This is a genomic window from Hazenella coriacea (genome assembly GCF_004341825.1).
Lineage (GTDB): Bacteria > Bacillota > Bacilli > Thermoactinomycetales > Thermoactinomycetaceae > Hazenella > Hazenella coriacea.
The window spans coordinates 265,638-286,688 of sequence record NZ_SMAG01000003.1 but is presented as its reverse complement, the minus strand read 5'-3'; the positions used below and the strand labels follow the sequence as shown (position 1 = coordinate 286,688).

Annotated in this window: 24 protein-coding genes; 15 read left to right on the top strand and 9 right to left on the bottom strand. The window is 34.3% G+C overall.

The annotated features are described in order from the left end of the window. Positions 1-460: 460 nt before the first annotated feature. Positions 461-1,492: a multifunctional transcriptional regulator/nicotinamide-nucleotide adenylyltransferase/ribosylnicotinamide kinase NadR gene (gene nadR / locus EDD58_RS07565; protein ID WP_131924252.1), complete on the bottom strand. Its 1,032-nt coding sequence runs from the start codon at positions 1,490-1,492 to the stop codon at positions 461-463. Next, positions 1,492-2,175 (bottom strand): nicotinamide riboside transporter PnuC, encoded by a 684-nt coding sequence (pnuC, locus tag EDD58_RS07560; protein WP_131924251.1) that lies wholly within the window; start codon positions 2,173-2,175, stop codon positions 1,492-1,494. Before pnuC ends, nadR begins: the two co-directional genes overlap by 1 nt. A gap of 293 nt (positions 2,176-2,468) precedes the next feature. Between pnuC and EDD58_RS07555 the strand changes: the two genes are divergently transcribed. Continuing rightward, a complete protein-coding gene (locus tag EDD58_RS07555; RefSeq protein WP_165875862.1) occupies positions 2,469-2,870 on the top strand; it encodes a hypothetical protein in 402 nt (133 codons plus the stop codon). 414 nt (positions 2,871-3,284) lie between these two features. Next, complete coding sequence (locus EDD58_RS07550) at positions 3,285-4,550, top strand: MFS transporter (RefSeq protein WP_131924249.1); 1,266 nt, start codon at positions 3,285-3,287, stop codon at positions 4,548-4,550. A gap of 164 nt (positions 4,551-4,714) precedes the next feature. Here EDD58_RS07550 and EDD58_RS07545 read toward each other — a convergent pair whose 3' ends face one another. The 3 genes from EDD58_RS07545 to EDD58_RS07535 form a co-directional block, all read right to left on the bottom strand. Then, the gene (locus EDD58_RS07545; protein WP_131924248.1) at positions 4,715-5,926 is read right to left on the bottom strand and encodes a type VII secretion protein EssB/YukC; all 1,212 of its coding nucleotides are present in this window, start codon (positions 5,924-5,926) and stop codon (positions 4,715-4,717) included. Positions 5,927-6,193: 267 nt separating this feature from the next. After that, complete coding sequence (locus EDD58_RS07540; RefSeq protein WP_131924247.1) at positions 6,194-8,089, bottom strand: VirD4-like conjugal transfer protein, CD1115 family; 1,896 nt, start codon at positions 8,087-8,089, stop codon at positions 6,194-6,196. Between the two features lie 250 nt (positions 8,090-8,339). Next, positions 8,340-9,041, bottom strand: coding sequence for a hypothetical protein (locus EDD58_RS07535; RefSeq protein WP_131924246.1), 702 nt, complete (start codon positions 9,039-9,041; stop codon positions 8,340-8,342). 133 nt (positions 9,042-9,174) lie between these two features. On the opposite strand from EDD58_RS07535, the gene EDD58_RS07530 reads away from it, so the two are divergent. From EDD58_RS07530 to EDD58_RS07475, 13 genes are all read left to right on the top strand, one after another. Beyond that, on the top strand, positions 9,175-10,299 hold the full coding sequence (locus tag EDD58_RS07530) for a hypothetical protein (RefSeq protein WP_131924245.1): 1,125 nt from the start codon (positions 9,175-9,177) through the stop codon (positions 10,297-10,299). Positions 10,300-10,410: 111 nt separating this feature from the next. Next, a complete protein-coding gene (locus tag EDD58_RS07525; RefSeq protein WP_131924244.1) occupies positions 10,411-10,803 on the top strand; it encodes a hypothetical protein in 393 nt (130 codons plus the stop codon). Between the two features lie 180 nt (positions 10,804-10,983). Beyond that, entirely contained in the window at positions 10,984-11,301 is a 318-nt protein-coding gene (locus EDD58_RS07520) for a hypothetical protein (protein WP_131924243.1), read from the top strand. Positions 11,302-11,644: 343 nt separating this feature from the next. After that, complete coding sequence (locus EDD58_RS07515) at positions 11,645-11,962, top strand: hypothetical protein (protein ID WP_131924242.1); 318 nt, start codon at positions 11,645-11,647, stop codon at positions 11,960-11,962. A gap of 351 nt (positions 11,963-12,313) precedes the next feature. Beyond that, positions 12,314-12,631, top strand: a complete 318-nt coding sequence (locus EDD58_RS07510; RefSeq protein WP_131924241.1) for a hypothetical protein — start codon at positions 12,314-12,316, stop codon at positions 12,629-12,631. 53 nt (positions 12,632-12,684) lie between these two features. Further along, entirely contained in the window at positions 12,685-13,749 is a 1,065-nt protein-coding gene (locus EDD58_RS07505; RefSeq protein WP_131924240.1) for a hypothetical protein, read from the top strand. 154 nt (positions 13,750-13,903) lie between these two features. Next, complete coding sequence (locus tag EDD58_RS07500) at positions 13,904-14,365, top strand: hypothetical protein (protein ID WP_207903273.1); 462 nt, start codon at positions 13,904-13,906, stop codon at positions 14,363-14,365. A 946-nt stretch (positions 14,366-15,311) separates the two neighbouring features. Then, positions 15,312-15,629, top strand: coding sequence for a hypothetical protein (locus EDD58_RS07495; RefSeq protein WP_131924238.1), 318 nt, complete (start codon positions 15,312-15,314; stop codon positions 15,627-15,629). Between the two features lie 344 nt (positions 15,630-15,973). Beyond that, complete coding sequence (locus tag EDD58_RS07490) at positions 15,974-16,291, top strand: hypothetical protein (RefSeq protein WP_131924237.1); 318 nt, start codon at positions 15,974-15,976, stop codon at positions 16,289-16,291. 296 nt (positions 16,292-16,587) lie between these two features. Further along, positions 16,588-17,409, top strand: a complete 822-nt coding sequence (locus tag EDD58_RS07485) for a hypothetical protein (RefSeq protein WP_131924236.1) — start codon at positions 16,588-16,590, stop codon at positions 17,407-17,409. Positions 17,410-17,569: 160 nt separating this feature from the next. Next, the gene (locus tag EDD58_RS07480; protein ID WP_131924235.1) at positions 17,570-17,884 is read left to right on the top strand and encodes a hypothetical protein; all 315 of its coding nucleotides are present in this window, start codon (positions 17,570-17,572) and stop codon (positions 17,882-17,884) included. A gap of 1 nt (position 17,885) precedes the next feature. Next, on the top strand, positions 17,886-18,035 hold the full coding sequence (locus EDD58_RS14815) for a hypothetical protein (protein ID WP_165875860.1): 150 nt from the start codon (positions 17,886-17,888) through the stop codon (positions 18,033-18,035). A 27-nt stretch (positions 18,036-18,062) separates the two neighbouring features. Beyond that, positions 18,063-18,347 (top strand): hypothetical protein, encoded by a 285-nt coding sequence (locus EDD58_RS07475; protein ID WP_131924234.1) that lies wholly within the window; start codon positions 18,063-18,065, stop codon positions 18,345-18,347. A 341-nt stretch (positions 18,348-18,688) separates the two neighbouring features. Here EDD58_RS07475 and EDD58_RS07470 read toward each other — a convergent pair whose 3' ends face one another. The 4 genes from EDD58_RS07470 to EDD58_RS07455 all read right to left on the bottom strand — a co-directional run bounded on the left by EDD58_RS07470 (position 18,689) and on the right by EDD58_RS07455 (position 21,045). Beyond that, positions 18,689-19,021, bottom strand: a complete 333-nt coding sequence (locus tag EDD58_RS07470; protein ID WP_131924233.1) for a hypothetical protein — start codon at positions 19,019-19,021, stop codon at positions 18,689-18,691. 178 nt (positions 19,022-19,199) lie between these two features. After that, positions 19,200-19,523, bottom strand: coding sequence for a hypothetical protein (locus EDD58_RS07465; RefSeq protein ID WP_207903272.1), 324 nt, complete (start codon positions 19,521-19,523; stop codon positions 19,200-19,202). A 23-nt stretch (positions 19,524-19,546) separates the two neighbouring features. Then, a complete protein-coding gene (locus tag EDD58_RS07460) occupies positions 19,547-20,527 on the bottom strand; it encodes a conjugal transfer protein TrbL family protein (protein ID WP_131924231.1) in 981 nt (326 codons plus the stop codon). Then, entirely contained in the window at positions 20,524-21,045 is a 522-nt protein-coding gene (locus tag EDD58_RS07455; protein ID WP_131924230.1) for a hypothetical protein, read from the bottom strand. The genes EDD58_RS07460 and EDD58_RS07455 overlap by 4 nt, the downstream gene beginning before the upstream one ends. Between the last annotated feature and the right edge of the window lie 6 nt (positions 21,046-21,051).

Below are 21,051 nucleotides of genomic sequence, written 5' to 3'. Positions count from 1 at the left end.
CACTCCTTTTAACAGTAATGGACAATATTGTTAACGCTTTCAATTCCGATGAAACGAATGAACAAATAAAAGTGCTTTTGACCACCTAGCTTTTTGCATTGAATCCAATCAACTAGGCTTCTTTAAACTAGTCTGTCAAATGAAAATGAATTATATGGTTTAATGCATTATGACAGATTTGTGATGATACGTCAATTTATTGGTATAAAAAGGTTAATAGAGTGAATATTTTTCTTTTTATTCCATTTTATAATATTATTATAAAATGGAAGTGGATCAGGTAGATGAAAGAAGGAGCTTTAGCAAAATTAATTGATGATTATCGTCCTGATCCTAATGTAGAAAAACTGATGCAAGAATTTTTAAATCAAAGAAGGGAATAGAGAGTGAGGCTTCTACCCCTTCTTTGATTAAACAGATCCCACGACTTTTAAATTTTGTAGCTGAAGCCTTCTGATTACTATTTAATAATCGAATCAATAAGTTTCATAGAGACTGTGAGTCGATCATGATAATTTCCTTTTATAGAAGTGTAATCAACCCCATTTTCATCCAACATTCTTTTGATCAAATCATTGCCACTTAATCTCTGTTCGTATTTGCCAAATGCTCGAGTGCCATCATCTACCCATTCAACATCAGGTTCAAGGAGCAGCCATAGATCATATTTTTGCTCTTTTGAAATCATACGCAATGTTTCATTGGAGATATTATGATATTCTTTTAAAAACATATGTGTCACAGTAGCCTCTGTATCAATAAATACTACTTTATTAGTATTGTATAAGGCGCGTTCTTCAAAGTATTTATGTCGATAAGCAATTTTCAAGTAATCTTCTTCAAAAGTATCGTAAGAACCTAGTTCTTCATAAAATGACCGACCATGCTCTTCAACGAAATTAGTATTGTAAAGAGTTGCTAAGTTTTTAACTAATGTTGATTTCCCACATGATTCAGTTCCTACTATGGCAACCTTTTTGACATAATTTCTCCTAACAACATCGGGTAACATATCCCAATGTTTATAAACTCCTTCATTGCGAAGTTGAGTTGCAGATATAGGGTATTTCTTACGATTTTCATCAATTACCATGTGGTTAGCTTCTGGATATAGCTTTTCAAAAATAGCTCCATAAGCACTTTCAGAAGAGAATACATGGGTTATGGGCTTGCCAACTACTTTTTTAATACCTGCTGAGCCTAATTTCCATGATTCAAACATACCGTCATTCTTTTCATATACAGCATGTACATGTACATATGGCAGATCTTTAGTTATTTCTTTCCACCATCTCATTCGCAGTTGATAATCAATGTGTGGTAGTCTACTACCATTTGATAATATATTTTTCTCATACTCATCGTCATATGAAATAATAATATGTAATTCGTCTACTAAAGTAGATGCAACGATCATAGCGTATACATGACCGAGATGTATGGGATAAAACTTACCACCATACATTCCTACAGTCTTTATTTGCTTTTTCATCATGAAGCCTCCTGCTCTTTTGCCAACTTACTCCAATTTATATATCCATAAATACTATTCACAAGATATGCAGACCACATGACTAATACAGTTATGCTTTCACCACTTGTCATGAATGCGATCGACCACATGGTGATCGAAAGCATATTGATCACAATCCAAATGACCCACTGTTCTGCAAACCGTTTAAGCATTAAAATCTGCGCAATGATTGATAATACATTCGTGCTTGAATCTAGCCACACTTGTTTACCACCAAGATATTTTAAGAGAAGAGCATATGAGATGATAGCAGTAACTGCAATTGAAATAGTAATAAGCCAACCATTCTTTGTTAATCTTTTAACCTCAATGGTTATAGCTCCATTTGTTTTTGTTTTCTTTTTACTCCAAAGATAAAACCCAATAAATTGAATTGGAAAGTAAAACAGCCCGTTTAACATTACTTCACCAAACAATTGCTGTTTATAAGATAAGTATGCATATAGTGCTGTATTGATGGCTCCAAAGAAATAGTTAGAAATCTTACCTTTTGCCACAAGCACAACACATAACATTCCTGTTAGAGATGCCACTAGACCAATAAGTGTATCATCGAAAGCAAAAAACAAATAAATGTTTACAATTGTAAATGTTAGTAACCATGAAATTTCAAATAAAGACCATTCCTTAAGTATCTTCATGTTTAAATCCTCCGAAATTTATCTAATATGTTTCAAGAGTATTTCATACATTCATAGCCTTTTCTGATGTAACCACTCCTTTAACCTCAGTATAACTTAGTTTTTGTCTGGGGTTTTATGGGGTCAGTATAAAATGTTATGTTGTTATATCAGCTTATCTCTGAAATACCTCTTATATTTTACATATTGGGTAAGCCCTGTCCTCTTTTTTAAAAGAGTAGCTAGGAGACAACATGAATAATATCAGGAAGATGGAAAGGCAACACAGATTCAGCTAAAGTGAGGAATCAAAGATGCAATTAGAATCGTTGGATCTAGAAAAAACTAGATTTGTAGTAGAAGAAATTAACAACTATTTAAAAGGAGAGTTATGGTTTGATTTTTGTGTAGGAAAATATGTTGCTGATGAGTTAACTGTATATGGTGGACTCAGTTTTAGTTATCCAGATATTGAAATTAAATTCAAAGGTGTTTTTTTAATCTCTCTTCCCATGTTGTGGAAAACGGCAACGGAAACCATTGAGAATGGGACAGTTTTAACTCTGATTGATGATGAAACTGCGGGTAAGATTAATCGGAAATTTCAGGTGGAGGTTGGATATCACCTTTTTAAATTTACACCCGAAGATTACCCTAGTGATTTTGGCTGTTTTATTTCGGCACAGGAAATATCGTTTAACATTTTGAAAAAGTAAGGTAATGACTAATTGATTGGGATTGGTCCGGAATTTGGGATTATCATAGCGAAGTTATATTAAAGTGATTGGGTTCTATGTTCCCGTTGTGGTGAGGTGTGGAACTCTTTGGACCGAAAAGTTATCAAGTGTCCCACATGTAGAAATGGTTATATTCTGATGGAAGATAAACATCAAGCTCCAAGACTCTAGGATTTGACCACTTTTTATTGTTAAATGGCATAATTTAATGATAGTTAATTATATTTTTCTCAAAAAAGTGTATGATCAGTATAGTTATTCAATTATACTGATTTTGAGATCTGGCATAAATCATGCAAATGCCTTGTTTGAGTCATTGTGCGTGGATGAAGAGATGGGTTTTAAATGATGTAACAACTAATCATCTGATAAAAATGGTGTAAGGAGAAAAATATGAAATCTAGAAAGAGTGGTTTATGGAGGAATCGAATATATAGGAGAATGTTTGCTGCTTATTCGGTATCTGTGATGGGAGGATACTTCGATTTTATTGCGATGAGTGTGCTTGTGGCCTATGATTGGAAAACAGCTCCTTTTCTGATTGGTTTAGTGCCTGTGGTGCAAGCTTTACCAGGAATTTTATTTGGCTCTTGGGCTGGGGTTTTAGCAGATCGTTGGCCAAAGAGGAACTTGTTAATCATCGCAGATCTGTCTATCGCGATCTTTACAGGTTTGATTATTTTTATTAATTCGATCTATTTATTGTTGCCATTGTTATTTCTGAGAAACATATTTAATGAGCTCTTTATGCCTGCACAACAAGCATTGACCAAAGAAGTGGTAGAAGAAGAGTATCTGGATCAGGCGGTTACTTGGAATGGGATGGTCGGTCAGTTAGGAAAGATTGTCGGACCCTTAGCAGGTGGAGCTCTTTTACTCTATTTTTCGACTACATCGCTGTTAATCATCAAAATTGTAGCTAATCTAGTATCTGCTTGGATCTTTTTCCGTTTAGGAAAGGTCGGAAGGGAAGTTAGAGAAAGAAACCAGACATTAAGCGAAAAAAAGGGTATGTGGAGCCTATGGCTTGAGGGAATTCAAGTGGTCACGAAAAAGAGGGTTCTCTTTGTAGCGGTTTTATCTGCATTTGTGACATTGTCCGTCTTGAATATAGTAGAAGCACAGATCGGGACCCTCTTCCGAGAGTTATTCCCCCAGTCTCCTAGTTTGATGGGTTGGGCGATTGCAGTGACGGGAATCGGTGGCGGCGTTGGAGTTTTCATCGTGAGCCAATTAAAAAACAATCGTTATGAATGGTTGATCGGTGGGGGCATGGTATTGATCGGATTGGGGTTTGGAGGAATTGGACTTTTTACCCAAGATACTTCATTTCTCATCGTGGTTCCTCTCATCATTCTAGCTGGGATTGGAGCCGGTTTGTTTTTAATTTCGTATAATATTATTCTGCAAAAAGAATCGGACAAAGAGAATACAGGTCGGGTATTTGGTTTGAGTAATACTGTCATTAGTGTAACGATGATTATCCCACCGATCATAGGTGGAGGCTTAGTGGAATGGCTTGGGGTTAGCCAAGTCTATTTTGGAGTTGGGTGTGTACTAGTGGCTTTAGGGTGTTTTACTTTGGTATTTCAAAAAATGTTGTGGGGAACAAGACAGCAAGTGGTATTGGAAGAGGTTAAAGAGAATGTGCAAATGTAATAAGGTTGGAATAAAAGGTTGGGAATAGTATAGGTTCCCTGCCTTTTTTAATGAGGAAAAGGATTTTGGTGCTCCATAGTTCATAAGAAGCTATTCATGGATCATAAGATTAAAAAAGACGTATCCCAAGTAGATACGTCTTTAATGAAAAGGTTTTGGTATTTTTATTTATAGATTAGTTTTCGTATACGCTCGATCAACTCTTTATTTTTACTTTCTTCAGCTACACGCTCTGCGTTGTCTAATTCATTTTGTTCTAAATAGGCATCTACAATTAATTGATAACGTCTTTGATCTAAGTATACTTTATTCTCTAATTCAGTCATCGTTCGATAATCTTTCAGAAAGACTGCTTTTTCAAATCGCAGCCCCGGAAGAGTAGGGATGCTTTTACTTAGCTTAGGGATAAAGGTGGAGTCTAGTCGATTGACTTTATCGATCTCTCCTGAAATGACATAAAACTCCAAAATTGTTTTCCGTTCTTCTGGAGTTAATGAGTTGAAATCTAACTGATCAAAGGCTTTTACGGCTTCAGGATAGTTGTGAATTGCAGCAGCTTGTAGTCCTTGGATAAAGTGAATGGAGCTACTATTGGGCTCAGAATCATCTGCGATAGCAAAGGTGATCCCCGAAGCAACCAAAAGTGAAATGGCCCATCCTCCGATCCAAATGGCTTTTTGCTCAATGAGTTTCCGATCTGGAATGGGCTTGCGATGATCAGCTTGGTCACTTTTTTGTTGCGTTTCTTTGAATTGCAATTCTTCTTGTTCTTTAGCTAGTATGGTTTGAATCTCTCCGATACTCTTTGCTTGTAACAAGCGCTTGGTTACACGTCGATACTCCTCCAAGGATCGACGATTAGCAAATGTGTTTCCATTGAGTAATAATTCCTCATAGCGTGCAGAGCTAAATAATAAAAGGAGCAATCGCTTAATTTGTTCCACGATGGGCTCCTCTTCGTAGCCTTTTGCAGGCATTTGACCTTTTAAACCTCTATACAAAATTAAGATTGTTCCATCTTCTTTATGTACAAATAGATTGAGAGGATGAAAAAGAGTCACTAGATCTTCATTTTCTATAAAGTATTCAGCGATGATGAGAAGCTTTTGAGCGATTGAGAGTCGTAGTTTTGGTGGGGGATTTAGCTCGACTCGAACTCGATCATAAATGATAAATCCATCTTCAATATGGAACTGTGTGACAAGTTTTGTTTGGTCTTTGGTTTTATAGAAATCACATTGGAATCCGATTCCTAATAAACTGCGAAGTTGGTCGAGTTCACTTAAAGTTGCAGAGCAACTATGTATAGGTAATTCATAAGACACATCATTGTGATTGAAAATAAGGGTTCCATCTCCCATAGGGATTTTTTTCAATCTTCACACCTCCACGTCGTAAATTATAAAATTTATGTATTATAAACATATAATATAATACATCATCGTGGATTAACTTTTAAATATTAATAAATCTATTGTATTATCTGGTTTGACTGGATACAAGAGGTAGTTAATCTTCTCATTACAAAATTGTTATGGTGAAGAAAAAGGTAGTATATGAACTACCTTTTTGAGTTCCAATAAAATCGATGGAGGGGTAATCACTAGTATGTACATCAGTATCAACCAGATTTCCTTACTTTATTAGGCTTTTTTCTTTTGGTCTGGTTTCTCCCTCTGTTGTTCTGAATCACCCAGTTCCTCATTAGCATCGTGTAAAAACTCTATGCCATCCATAAATTCTTCCAACGCATCTAAATCGGATTCAATGTCATTCAGCTCTTCGGATTGTTGATCCTCTTCTTGAGGTATTTCCGAAGCGTCTGATGCAGAACGTTCTAACTTTAGAAAATCGAAGCGACTTGTTTTATTCTCATCGTTAAGCAAACCCTTAAAAAATTCAAACTGGAAGATTTTCTTTAAGCGAGCTGGATTCATGCCTGTAATGAGTAAGATTGCCATTTCACGATCTAAGCGCATTAATTCATCAGGAGTGTATAGATTTCGTTGAACATAGTTTTCCGAGCTGGAATCGCTTGCTCCACCTTTACTTTTAGAAACAGACTTTGAAGATGATTGAACAGTTGTTTTGCCGATTAGTTCACTGAAATACTCAGCTGTTAATTTATCATTAACCCCTAAAAGATAACGAAGTGAGCAGTTTGCGAGGATTGCTTCTGCTTTTTCCTTATTATATTTGTCGATGAGCTGACCAAAAGATTGAACAATGGTACTACAACTAATCCCGTATGATCTACAAGTGGCTAAAATCTCTTCATATCCAGGAATCTTACCTAAGTTTGGAAACTCATCAAGTAAGAGATTGACCGATACAGGAAGACGGTTGAAATTACGATCAGCAACATCATAGAGTCGTTGAAACAGCTGATTAAAGAATGTTGAAATCAAAGGCTCCCACGTCTGGTCTGCAACAGGTAGGATGACATAAAGGATGGTTTTTTGCTTCCCAATATCGTCAAAGTTAAAATCACTTTTCTTTGTAAATTCTCGCACTTCACTACTATTATATTTACTAAGCATAGTTCCTAATATAATAAAAATAGAAGCCCTTGTTTTCCCTTCAGCCAATCGTACAATTTGATAGGAGCGGTAAGCGGGATGATCTGGTTCTAGTCGATTGAAAAATTCATCCATTTCTTCAGGTGTTTGTCCATAAACAGTTAAAATCTCTTGAACTTTTGCCATAGTGGCGTTCTCTGGACATTCATATTTCACATAGAGAAGTAACGTTTTTAAGAGAGCGACAGCAGCAGTCGTCCAGAAATCTGGCTTCTGATCTTGTTGTGAGTTCATCACAATGGTGGTCGCTACCTGTTCAGCATCAATCTCTTTCCCAATATAGTCAATGGGATTATAGCGATCAGAAACACTCATCTCCTTAAAATTGACTAGATGAACTTGATAGCCTTGTTGTTTTTTTAACTGATAGGTGGCCTCAAATAACTCACCTTTAGGATCTGTAAGGACAATGGACCTTTCTCGTTCATGTATCACATTGGTAAGAACATAACCTTGGGTTTTAGCTGATCCTGGAGGTCCTACGATAAATATATTTCGATTCGGTATTTTAGTCTCTTCGGGTAAAATGACAGGTCGATCATCTAGAAGACCAAAGATCAACCCAGATGAGTTCTCCAGATTGCGTTGAGGACTTTTGTTCCATGTGTGTTTGACAAACTGTCGACCATCAAAGATTTGACTTGGCGTCGCTTCTTGACTTGTTCCATGAGCTCCGTGAAAAGCGGCATTTTTATATTTTCCGCCCCCTGAAAGAAGCTTATAAAATTTATAAGCTAACCAAGCTGCACCTGCCAGAACCCCAAATTGTATCGTTGAAAAAATGCTTTCATTTGCTGCTTGCTGAAGGACACCGATGGGATCACTTAGTAATACCTGAGCGATCGTATTAAGATTGGGGAAAGTAACGATCACTCCAGCTATAAGTAACTCACTAGGGACTAAAAGAATCAATGTTAATAATATAGATCCAACGACTGGTCGCATATTCAGTTGTATCATAGGTATAAAATATCGCTCCTCCCTTTATTGATGCTCTCTATTATAGCAGTTACTATACCATGATATTTAAGATAAAAAAGAATGAATTCCAATATCTTTGTTATCTCTTTGTCAAAAAGACCCTCTCTTTGTCAAAAAGACCCTCTCTTTGATCTGCTTCGGTCATATATCAGTAGTGTCGATTTACCCAAAGTAAGAGAGGATGGAAAATTGAGCTCCAGTCTGATCATTATCTTTTCGACAACACTAATCATGCATATTGATTTAAATGTTTTTGAAGTTGAATCGATGCGATAAAACTTAGATGTAGAGGAAGCCTTTTGATTTTTTTATATAGATAATAGGGAAGAAGTGTAATCACTCGACTAGATCCGGCTGTTTCGTTCGGAGAATCCTTTATTTCAAATAAAGGCAATCCTTCTTCTAATTGAGGATCTTCTAGTGAATCAAGTAGGAGTAATTGAAAACTAATTCGATGAGATTCGATGTGTTGAATCACTTTAGTATACAATGAGTTTTTAAGATAGATCGCCACTTGTTTGGATTGTAGATCCTCTAAACTCAGTTGTTTCAGTTGGTTTTTTTTTAGCTGTTGATAGAGCGCATATGTGATGATAGCGCCAATGAAAATATTGCGATTGATTTTCTTGCCTGTTGTTTCAAAGATTTGTGATCGAACTTGATCAATCAATGTTTTGGTTTCCTTTCGAACATATAGATTGATGTTACTTGTAAGTCGTTTCTTGGCTGTTAGATTCATCTCCTCCACAATTTCGCTCATTCGATAAAAGTTCAGTGGTTGTTGTTTAATGAACATTTCATAAAGAAAATAACTTACAATCTTCGACCGAGACGACTTGAGTTGTTTGGCATACAAGTCGAGCAGTTGAAGATCCTCTTTGTATAATTTAAAACTGACAAGATCCCCTTTCAGTTCTTTTCTACGACCCAATGGTTCTCCCCCTTGACGATTTATTTTGCCAACTCCTTTTTACTAAAATTGTATAACAAATGAATAGTGAGTGAATATAGGATCATGTATAATAGCTTATAAATGAATAACAAAATATGGAGGAATCAGCTAGATGAGTGCATGGGACGAATTGACCCGTCAGGTGAACGATAATGTGGCTGAAACGACAACTCTATTGGTCGAGATCATGTTTGAATTGCTTGAAGAGTACATTCAAAACAAGAACCTTGAAGAAGCAAGGGCTAGACAACTGTATGAAGAGGCGATGAAACAGATCGAAGCTCAGCTTAAGCAAAAAATAGAGATGGACTTAAAAGGAGCAGAACAAAAGCAGCCAGAACTCCAACAAAATAACGACTTGGATCAAGAAGCTTTCCAAGCTAAACCATCATCTGAAAATGAAATCCATACCCAAGCAACTGAAGCATTAGAGACAGAAAGCAATGATCATTTGGCAAAAGAAGTGTCCTCCGTTGAAAACGATGGAAAGTCATTAACATTTGATTCGTTTGATGGTCAACAATTCTACTTTCGAGATGAAGAACAAAACCGTTATTCAATTCATGAGAAGGAATTGCCTTTATCTCTAGAGACCAAAGCAATGATCGATGTCTACCAATATATGAAGAATGAGGGTAGAGAGAAAACAATAGAGAAGATCCGTGATGCTCAAAAAACTGCATTGCGAGAAGGAAGACCAGCACAACAAATCTATGCAGAAAAGATGAAGAAGGATGTTGCACAGAATGTCTTGAAATATCGTTTTGCTCTATTATCTCAAACGAAGGATGCTATGAATAAACTAGACAAAGTGAAGAAAGATATTCGCTTAAAAGAAAAGGCAGTGAACGAACGAATTGGGAAACTGTATCATAATTATCATGAAGGTAAAGTAGGGAAAGGTGAATTTGAAAAAGAAAAGAACAAACTTTTAAAAGAAAAAGGACAGATTTCACAGAATATGGGGAGATATCAGGTGATAGAAGGTCGTCTGAAAAAAGGTCTGCAAGGAGAATTGAAAAAGATGTTTCCTGAAATGAAGGTGAACCACTTAAATTTAAAAAGTACATTTGAAATTACTGCAGCTGCTTCAGGAAAGAAGAAACCGTTTAAAAATGCCAAAGAACTTAATGGCTTTCTTAAGGAAAAGAATTTCCCCAATCTTTCAAGAGAATTGGAAAAAGGTTTGAATATGAAAGGGAAATCAGCGGGAATTGAATTGAATGCCTTTGCATGATAGAAACATAAATTTAATAAACAGACAATATTTGACGTTTTACTAATTTTGAAAGATAATAAAACATCTATAGATTATTTTAAATAATGAGGAAGAGGGGTTAGGTTCACTTTGAAAGAAACACTCATTAGATGGAAATATCCAATTATTCTTGGATCTATAGGTCTCGCTTTGATTTTAGCACTGGGAACCATTTTTATTGTAGTTGCTATCTATATATTCGGAGATTCTGGAGATTCATTTGAAGGAGATTGGGTTTTTAGCATTGGCCCTGAAAATGAGTGTCCGACAGCTCTTAACTTTCATGATGATGAAACATTAACTATTACTTTAAATGGAAGAAGAGGATTAATACAGGACACTGGCTCTCTTCAAAAAACAGGAGATAACACTTATATTTTTAACACAAGAACAGTATCTCTACCTATAGAACTCAAAAAATTAAAAAGCGATTTGCTATACATGCAATTTGGGTACGACTGTGAGTTTACAAAAAGTGAGTAATGTCCCTTTGTAAATCTATTTTGACAATACATATGTTGTATAAGGAAAACCGCCTATTGGGTGGTTTTCTGTATTATTGAATTCTGATCTCATTCAAGGGTCAACGGTAGTTGAAAAGGATCAGAAAGTATCTATTAATTAAAATAAATGGATGAAAAACACATCAGGAGGGGTGAAAAATTGGCACTGATCTTTGATGAAGAACAGGTGAAAGAGATTTTAATAAAAGAGTTGGGATATAAAGAAACATTAGCTAGGGATGTAGTTAAACTCATTTTAATAAATATGGATGAATATTTTCAAAGTGCTTTGGACCAATGGTTGGAAGATCGAACGATCCCTGAAGATCTTGAAGTAAAAGGAGTAACTTATAAAATGATCGAGGAAAATCTAAATTCTGACTTTATTGGTACTCTATTGAGACTAGATACTGCTTTACGAAAACCAGGTGCTGCTGAATCTCTATTAGACTACTTTGAAAGGGAAGGATTTCAATAGACACCCATCTATTTCACGGTAATTGTACATAAAATCGTACCGAGGGTTTAAATATTATCTCCAGTTTATTTCGAAAAATAAAGAAAAAGAAACAACTTGCAAAACCAGGAAATAGACTTAAATAGGTAAATGGGTATGGATAGATAATAAAAACATTGTCATAGATATTAAACTGAAAATAGGATTTTCCCAAATGAATCTTCATAGGTTAAGAGTTTGATTTTCAAATTTTACTTCTACTTAAATATATTACAAAATGAAATCTAAGAAGTAAATTATATGAAAAATTACATACAATTAAGTTATAATGAATAGATGTAAAAAACAATAGGAGGGTTTTAAATTGGCACTGAAATTTGATGAAGAACAGGTGAAAGAGATTTTAATGAAAGAGTTGGGATACGACGAGAAACATGCTAATACTACGGTTAAACTCATTTTGAAAAATATGGATGCTCGGTTTCAAGATGTTTTGGATCAATGGTTGATAGACAGAACGGTGCCCGAAGATCTTGAAGTAAAAGGGGTAACTTATAAAATGATCGAAGAAAACCTAAATTCCGACTTTATTGGTACTCTATTAAGATTGGATACTATTTTGGATAAACCAGGCGCCGCTGAAGCCCTATTAGACTACTTTGAAAGGGGAGAGTTTCGATAGACATCGATCGATTTCACTCAACAAACTGGAGCCAATATTAAAACCCTCAGTACGATTTAATGTACAATTACCTATTTCAAAAAAAAAAGAAAAAGAAACAACTTGCAAAACCAGAAAATAGACTTAAATAGGTAAATGGGTATGGATAGATAATAAAAAACATTGTCATAGATATTAAACTGAAAATAGGATTTTCCCAAATGAATCTTCATAGGTTAAGAGTTTGATTTTCAAATTCTACTTCTACTTAAATATATTACAAAATGAAATCTAAGAAGTAAATTATATGAAAAATTACATACAATTAAGTTATAATGAATAGATGTAAAAAACAATAGGAGGGTTAATAAATTGGCACTGAAATTTAATGAAGAACAGGTGAAAGAGATTTTAATGAAAGAGTTGGGATATAAAGAAACATTAGCTAGAGATGTAGTTAAACTCATTTTGAAAAATATGGATGAATATTTTCAAGGTGCTTTGGACCAATGGTTGGAGGATCGAACGATCCCTGAAGATCTTGAAGTAAAAGGAGTAACTTATAAAATCATCGAAGAAAACTTAAACACTGATTTTATAGGTACTTTATTGAGATTGGATAGTATTTTGCGAACACCTGGAACTGCTAAAGCTATATTAAAACAAATCGAAAGGGGAAGGTTTCGATAAACACCCATCGATTTCATTCAACCAACTGGGGCCAATTATCTATAGATGAAAAGTTGAACACGCTTCAAGACTTGGAAGATTATTTAGCACTGGAACAAGGTAGAAAACCAATTGAGATTAAAGATCCTAGATCGCTTACAATAGAAGAAAAGAGGGAACTTGGTAATGGTTTGGGGTACTATGATCATGAGAACAAAAAAATATATGTAAATCTAGATTCATTAACAGCTGAACAAAGTTACAATATTGTGGAAACCGTCATCCACGAAGGAAGGCATGCCTACCAACATTATGCCTTGGAAAACCCTGAAATACATCCTGACCATAAAGAATTAGAGTTATGGAGAAAAAATACTGGATTAGTAGGTGGGGTTTACTTACCGCCTGAGTATGATTTCATGTACTATTATCAAGCAATTGAAAGAGATGCTAATCAGTATACAGAACAAAAAGTAGAAGCATTGTATACTGATCTTGAAAAAAAATTAGGACCCAATATTGATTACGAACAATATCAATCAAAAAAAACGAGTTATGTTGCAACTATGAAAAATCGAGCTATAGAATTTTCAGGTGATAATTTCATTTCAGAAGTAGATAATAAAGTCAACGAATTTTATGAACTACTAAAAAATAAAGAAAAAGAGAAAGAACAACCTGCAAAGCCGACCGAAAATCCAATCAAACAACCAGAAAATGGACTCAAAATAGGTAAATTGGTATGGACAGAAAACAACAAAAAACATAGCCAACTTCTAGTGGCTAAAAATCAAATAGATCAGCTTATGCAAAGATTAAATAAAGCCTTTCGAGAAGGAAAGATGGAGGAAAACAAGTTCTTGAACCAGAAGCATTCACTTGAAAGCCAGTCGAACAAGGTAAGTAAAAAGATCAAGTTTTTAAATGAGCTTGCACAAAAGTCATTTCAAGAACAATATCCGGATCTAAAATTAAAACCTTTCTCTCTTCAAACATCCAACATAGCCATACGGATTTTACAACATAATGAAGAGTCGAAAACCACTCTTAAGCCAGAACAGTTTAAAGATCTTGGGCTCAAAGAGTCAGAAGTTCATTCATTGGTTGATAAAAAGGATTTGTTGGAAGTTGAGATGTAGGAAATATATTAGTGTGTTATCTCCACTTTTATTATCAGTGGAAGTAACTCTTCTTTGTTATTTACATATTAACAACAATTGACATATTACATATATTAAAAGATAATAGAATATCCGTATATTTTAAATATTAGTGTGAAAGGTTGAGTGGGCTTTGAAAGAAATATTTATAAAATTAAAGACACCCCTCCTTATGTTATTGGTTTGTATTGTTTCAGTATCTGGAACTGTGATCTATATGAAAAGTACCGAGGATACAAAGAAGAGTGAAGAGGTTGGTCATGTCAACAATGTCCAAAATCAAAATGTTGGAATGAATGAACATATTGTTTCTCAAAATGACAGTACACTAGAAGGAAATAAGGGGTATTGGACTTTGAGCAAGGGAACTAAAGATCGATGCCCAAATCGTCTTGATTTTATTGATGATAGAACTTTAACGGTGTATGTTAAAGGGACAGGAGAGGCTGATACTATTTTAACTGGTATTCTGAAAAAGACTGATGTTGAAAATAAATATATATTTAATAACAGTAAAGAAGACTTTGACATAGAATTTAAGAAGTTGGATCCTGACCTACTATCTATTGATGACTGTGAGTTCTCAAGAGAGTAAAGGTTTTTTACATACTACACATATGGATTAATTTAAATTTGATATACTGACTCCGTAAAAACCCATTATAACTTAGTTTTTTACCTGAGGTTTTATGGAGTCGTTTTAATGTTAATGGGAAGGAGAGGAAATTACAGTTGAGCAAAAGATGGAGATTGTGTTAACTAGAGTGATATCTGGTGCCAATATTTCAGTTGCATGGTTCTTACAACTATAGTATTAAAAATAGAGAGAAGTCTTTATTTGGGTGGATTTTATGCCTTAGTAAATAGCTCTTCAAAGCGGGAAATAGAAGAATTGGCTATACAAATTGAGATTCTTAGAAAAAAGACTAACTGGACTGAAGGTAAGTACAAGGGAAGTGGTTTAAATCTTGGCAAGTGAAGGGGATTTGGTTCCACAAACTACAAGTGTCCTTCAATTGAACCGTCTTTTCTTGATGATAGAACTTTAACGTTAACTAGTGATACAAATAGCTTTATTACAGGTATTTTAAAAAAAGACAGCGGAAAGTGATATCTATAATTTCGATATGTACGTAACAAGCTTCGAATTTGAAATAAAGAAATCATGTGACTTAGTGTATTTTGAGGGTTGTGAGTACTCAAAAGAGCAATAGAACCCTTATAATAAGGGTGATCAAAAACCAAGACATAACGGACTTTAGAATATAATGAAGAGTAGAAAACCGCTCTTAAGCCAGAACAGTTTAAAGATCTTGGTTTTAAGGAGTCAGAAGCTCATTCGTTGGTTGATAAAAAAGAACTATTGGAAATAGAAAGGTAAATAGATAGATGAAGGATTCATACCATAGGATTTCGATTTTCAAATTCTGCCTCTACTTAAACATATTGCAAAGTGAAATTTTAGAAGTAAATTATATGAAAAATTACATACAATTAAGTTGTAATAAATGGATGAAAAACACACGAGGAGGGGTAATAAATTGGCACTGATCTTTGATGAAGAACAGGTGAAAGATATTTTAATGAAAGAGTTGGGATATAAAGAAACATTAGCTAGGGATGTAGTTAAACTCATTTTAAAAAATATGGATAAATATTTTCAAGATGTTTTGGACCAATGGTTGGAAGATCGAACTATTCCTGAAGATCTTGAAGTGAAAGAGGTTAGTTATAAAATCATCGAAGAAAACTTAAACACTGATTTTATAGGTACTTTATTGAGATTGGATAGTATTTTGCGAACACCTGGAATTGCCGAAGATCTATTAGAACAAATCGAAAGGGGAAGGTTTCAATAAACACCCATCGATTTCACTCAACCAACTGAAGACAATATTAAAACCCTCAGTACGATTTAATGTACAATTACCTATTTCAAAAAAAAAAAGAAAAAGAAACAACTTGCAAAACCAGAAAATAGACTTAAATAGCTAAATGGGTATGGATAGATAATAAAAAACATTGTCATAGATATTAAACTTAAAATAGGATTTTCCCAAATGAATCTTCATAGGTTAAGAGTTTGATTTTCAAATTCTGCTTCTACTTAAATATAATACAAAATGAAATCTAAGAAGTAAATTATATCACATACAATTAAGTTATAATCAATAGATGTAAAAAACAATAGGAGGGGTAATAATTGGCACTGAAATTTGATGAAGAACAGGTGAAAGAGATTTTAATGAAAGAGTTGGGCTATGATGATGAGCATGCTTATGCTACTGTTAAACTCCTTTTGAAAAATATGGATGAATATTTTCAAGATGCTTTAGACCAATGGTTAGAAGATCGAACTGTTCCTGAAGATCTTGAAGTGAAAGGGGTTAGTTATAAAATGATTCAAGAAAGTTTCAACTCCGATTTCATCGGCACTCTTTTAAGATTGGATACCGTTTTACATAAGCCAGGGGCCGCTAAATCTGTATTAAAACAAATCGAAAGGAGAAGATTTCGATAGACACCCATCGATTTCACTCAACCAACTGGAGCGAATTATCTATAGATGAAAAGTTAAATGCTTTACAGGATTTAGAAAATCATTCAGCACTTGAACAGGGGAGAAAGCCAGTCAAGATTCAAGATCCTAGATTGCTTACAATGGAAGAACAAAAAGCACTAGGTAATGGTTTAGGATACTATGATCATGAGGACCAAAAAATATACGTGGTTCTAAGATCATTAACAGAACAACAAAGTTACAATATTGTGGAAACAGTAATCCATGAAGGAAGGCATGCCTACCAACATTATGCCTTGGAAAATCCAGAAGTACATCCAAATGAGATGGAGCTAGAGCTATGGAGGAAAAACACTTTTGAAACGGAGGGAGTATATTTAGTTCCAAAGTATGATTTTATGTACTATTATCAAGCAACTGAAAGAGATGCTAATCAATATACAGAGCAAAAAATGAAAGAAATGTATGCAGACCTTGAAAAGATACTAGGATCCAATATTGGTATCGAACAATATCAACAGGAAAAAACACGTTATGTTGAAATTGTAAAAGCTAGGGGTATTGAATTTTTTGGAAATGATTTTATTTCGCAAATAGATAACTTAGTTGAAAAGAATTATTATGAACAAAAAAATAGAGAAAAAGAGAAAGAACAACCTAATAAGCCGACCGAAGATCCAATCAAACAACCAGAAAATGGACTCAAAATAGGTAAATTGGTATGGACAGATAACAACAAAAAATATAGCCAACTTCTAATGGCTAAAAATCAAATAGATCAGCTTATGCAAAGATTAAATAAAGCCTTTCGAGAAGGAAAGATGGAGGAAAACAAGTTCTTGAACCAGAAGCATTCACTTGAAAGCCAGTCGAACAAGGTAAGTAAAAAGATCAAGTTTTTAAATGAGCTTGCACAAAAGTCATTTCAAGAACAATATCCGGATCTAAAATTAAAACCTTTCTCTCTTCAAACATCCAACATAGCCATACAGATTTTACAACATAATGAAGAGTCGAAAACAATCCTCAAACCAGAACAGTTTAAAGATCTTGGGCTCAAAGAGTCAGAAGTTCATTCATTGGTTGATAAAAAGGATTTGTTGGAAATAGAAAGGTAAATAGATAGATGAAGGATTCATACCATAGGATTTCGATTTTCAAATTCTACTTCTACTTAAATATATTACAAAATGAAATTTAAGAAGTAAATTATATGAAAAATTACATACAATTAAGTTATAATGAATAGATGTAAAAAACAATAGGAGGGTTAATAAATTGGCACTGAAATTTAATGAAGAACAGGTGAAAGAGATTTTAATGAAAGAGTTGGGCTATGATGATGAGCATGCTTATGCTACTGTTAAGCTCCTTTTAAAAAATATGGATGAATATTTTCAAGGTGCTTTGGACCAATGGTTGGAAGATCGAACGATCCCTGAAGATCTTGAAGTAAAAGGAGTAACTTATAAAATGATCGAAGAAAACTTAAACTCTGATTTTATAGGTACTCTATTGAGATTGGATACTGTTTTGAGAGTACCTGGAACAGCTGAATCTCTATTAGACTATTTCGAAAGGGGAAGGTTTTGATTTGATAAACACTCATCTATTTCACTCATCTAGATGGAGCCAATTATCCGTAGATGAAAAGTTAAATGCTCTTCAGGATTTGGAAAACAATTTAGCACTTGAACAAGGGAGAAAAGCGATCAATATCAAAGATCCTAGGTCTTTTACATAGGATGAAAAAGAAGAGCTGGGTAACGGCTTGGGTTACTATAATCATAAGAAAAAAGAGATATATGTGGCTCTTAATTCATTAACAGACGAACAAAGTTACAATATTGTAGAAACAGTGATCCATGAAGGAAGACATGCCTACCAACATTATGCCTTGGAAAACCCTGAAATACATCCTGACCATAAAGAATTAGAGTTATGGAGAAAAAATACTCGTCACATGGGAGGAGTATATTTAAGCCCCATGTACGATTTTATGTACTATTATCAAGCAATTGAAAGAGATGCTAATCAATATGCAGATCAAAAATAGAGGGAATATTTACTGAACTTGAACAAGCATTGGGGCCTAATATTGACATTAATCAATATCAGTTAAAAAAGGAGAGCTATATATATTTTAAAAATAATAAGTCCGCAGAGCGATTAGGAGAAAATTTTATTTCACAAGGTATTTTTAAAATGAAATGCACTATTATTGGATTGATAGGTCTAGTAAGATTAATAAGTGAATTTTAAATAAAGTTGATTGATGTCGTATCTTTGAAAAAGAGGCGACCGTTCGACGAAAGAATATCTTGAAGTGGTCGCCGCATATTTAGGATTTAGTATCTTGAGAAGAGGGGTTTCTACAGACTAATCATTAAGGCTTTCCTATTCACTTCTCTTATATTTGCAGGTGACTCCGGTATTTTTTATAGTAGTCATCTCATCATCTTTTATGTCTACACGAAATATCCATACCTTTCCCCCATCAAATTTATAAAGGTTCTCTCCTTGCTTTTCTAACTTTCCTGGTATAGTTCTTCCATGATAACTAAAGTCAGCTGTCATATCTTCTTTAATATCCATTACATCAATCCCACATTTTCCATCATTAATCCATTTTCCGACGAATTCATTTTCATTACTACTTAATAACCAAGTAGTAATAATTCCAATAGTTAAAATTCCCACGGCACCCCATACTATGTACATTTTTCGCAATGTTGGATTCCCCCTTATTTTTTCCTTTTGACTGGTGAAGGGTTTTGTAAATGACTTGACGACCGTTCATTAATAGAGAACCGTGAAGCAGTCGTCTTTTAAATAGAATAAGCTTTCAAGGTTATGATTTTTTCATAGAGGATTTTTCTACAATTTGAAACTTTCGTTTGAATATTTCCTATTCACTTCTCTTATATTTACAGGTGACTCCATCCTGATAAATTGTTGTCATCTCATCATCTTTTATGTCTACACGAAATATCCATACCTTTCCCCCATCAAATTTATAAAGGTTCTCTCCTTGCTTTTCTAACTTTCCTGGTATAGTTCTTCCATGATAACTAAAGTCAGCTGTCATATCTTCTTTAATATCCATTACATCAATCCCGCATTTTCCATCATTAATCCATTTTCCGACGAATTCATTTTCATTACTACTTAATAACCAAGTAGTAATGATTCCAATAATTAAAATCCCCACGACTCCCCATACTATGTACATTTTTCGCAATGTTGGATTCCCCCTTATTTTTTCATAGCAAATCTGATCAACTGCTTACTGACGGCTCCAGCTGTTTTCGTCGTCATCCCCACTACTGTTTGTCCTGCCCCTGTACTATACATAAATTCTTTGATAAACGCAGGACTTTTGATGACTAAAATCATCATGGCGATGGCTAGATAGTAATTATGGATCCCACTTATAGTTGCCTCCGAATTTGAAACTAAATCTATAGTAAACATCACCAGAAAAACCTGTACAAACTGGGTGATCATAATAGATAACAATGTTCGCCACCATGGAGTAAATAAATTAAATTCTTCATTTAAGTTTGTTGCAATCGCAAAGGGACCAACCATATACATGAATGCAAGCTCTGCTGACCGAATTAAGACCTGAAAGCTAACAATTAGCACAAGAAGTCCCATCAGTAAAAACAATAAAGTGACCAGACTAGCATATGGAGTTAGTAGAGTAAGAAACATTGCTTCAAATTCCCCTAAATCAGGTTCAAATTTTACTACACTTTCAATCATTACTAACACTAATTTTGAAAAAGCCCACTGATATCCAGCAATCATAACGGTTGTGATAAGCAACTTGTTTATCATAGTTTTAAAACGTTGTGTATCCTGTTCAATCCAATAATAAGATAGGACTTTGACAAGATGGAAAAGGAAAAAAGCCGAAATTAAAACTTGTGAAGTTTCTTTGAAGTAACCCAAATACTCTATGACTTTTGGTTTATAGATAATTGTATTGGTTGCTATAACAGCCAGTTTTACAAATAATGCTACAGAGTCAAAAATATCCATAGTTATACTAATCATCCAAAGCTTCACATGACAAACAGGATCAAAACTGTCGCAATCAAATTTATCCTCTATCTTCTTATAATCTTCAGATGGTTCTTGTTTTTCTTCTGCATTTACCACTGTAGCGAAAGTGAAAGTAAAGATTAAACTGAGAAGTAGGATTATAGGGATCCACTTTTGAAGCCTCATTTTGTCTCCTCCTCCTTTTCAGAAGAAACTGGATCTAAGTCTGTATCGGCTTGCTCAAACTTAAATGTATCAACTTTCCAAGTGTCAGCTATTCGAATTAAATCTACATTGATTTCATACTCACCACTCGTAGCTGTATCACCAATTTGATAGTTAATGCGATATTTGACAATCACATTCACTTCTTTTAGAGACTTTCGATTAAAATAGGTGTTATCAATAACAACTTCTTGTTGAATTTCTCCTTCCAAAGGTTCGTGATCTTCTTCAGAGGAAAATATATCTTTCTGTGCTTGATCAGTAGTGATTTTTTTTAATTTAGCTTCATTTTCCTTTGTAGGGTTCATCATAAATAATTGGACAAATTGTTTCGCTATGTCAGTTGCTTTATCTTGTTCAGTTAACTTTATTATTTTGTCATTCAGTTCATTGATCTCAGAATACAGAGTAAGGTTTCCCATCAAAGATAGAACTAGGACAAAAGATAGAAGCCCTATGTAAACCACTTTTTTATCCACATTTTC

Bases quoted from the DNA above. Each gene is read 5' to 3' on its own strand.
- nadR (WP_131924252.1), bottom strand. From the start codon at position 1,492: ATGAAAAAGCAAATAAAGACTGTAGGAATGTATGGTGGTAAGTTTTAT.
- pnuC (WP_131924251.1), bottom strand. From the start codon at position 2,175: ATGAAGATACTTAAGGAATGGTCTTTATTTGAAATTTCATGGTTACTA.
- EDD58_RS07555 (WP_165875862.1), top strand. From the start codon at position 2,469: ATGCAATTAGAATCGTTGGATCTAGAAAAAACTAGATTTGTAGTAGAA.
- EDD58_RS07550 (WP_131924249.1), top strand. From the start codon at position 3,285: ATGAAATCTAGAAAGAGTGGTTTATGGAGGAATCGAATATATAGGAGA.
- EDD58_RS07540 (WP_131924247.1), bottom strand. From the start codon at position 8,089: ATGATACAACTGAATATGCGACCAGTCGTTGGATCTATATTATTAACA.
- EDD58_RS07530 (WP_131924245.1), top strand. From the start codon at position 9,175: ATGAGTGCATGGGACGAATTGACCCGTCAGGTGAACGATAATGTGGCT.
- EDD58_RS07465 (WP_207903272.1), bottom strand. From the start codon at position 19,523: ATGTACATAGTATGGGGAGTCGTGGGGATTTTAATTATTGGAATCATT.
- EDD58_RS07460 (WP_131924231.1), bottom strand. From the start codon at position 20,527: ATGAGGCTTCAAAAGTGGATCCCTATAATCCTACTTCTCAGTTTAATC.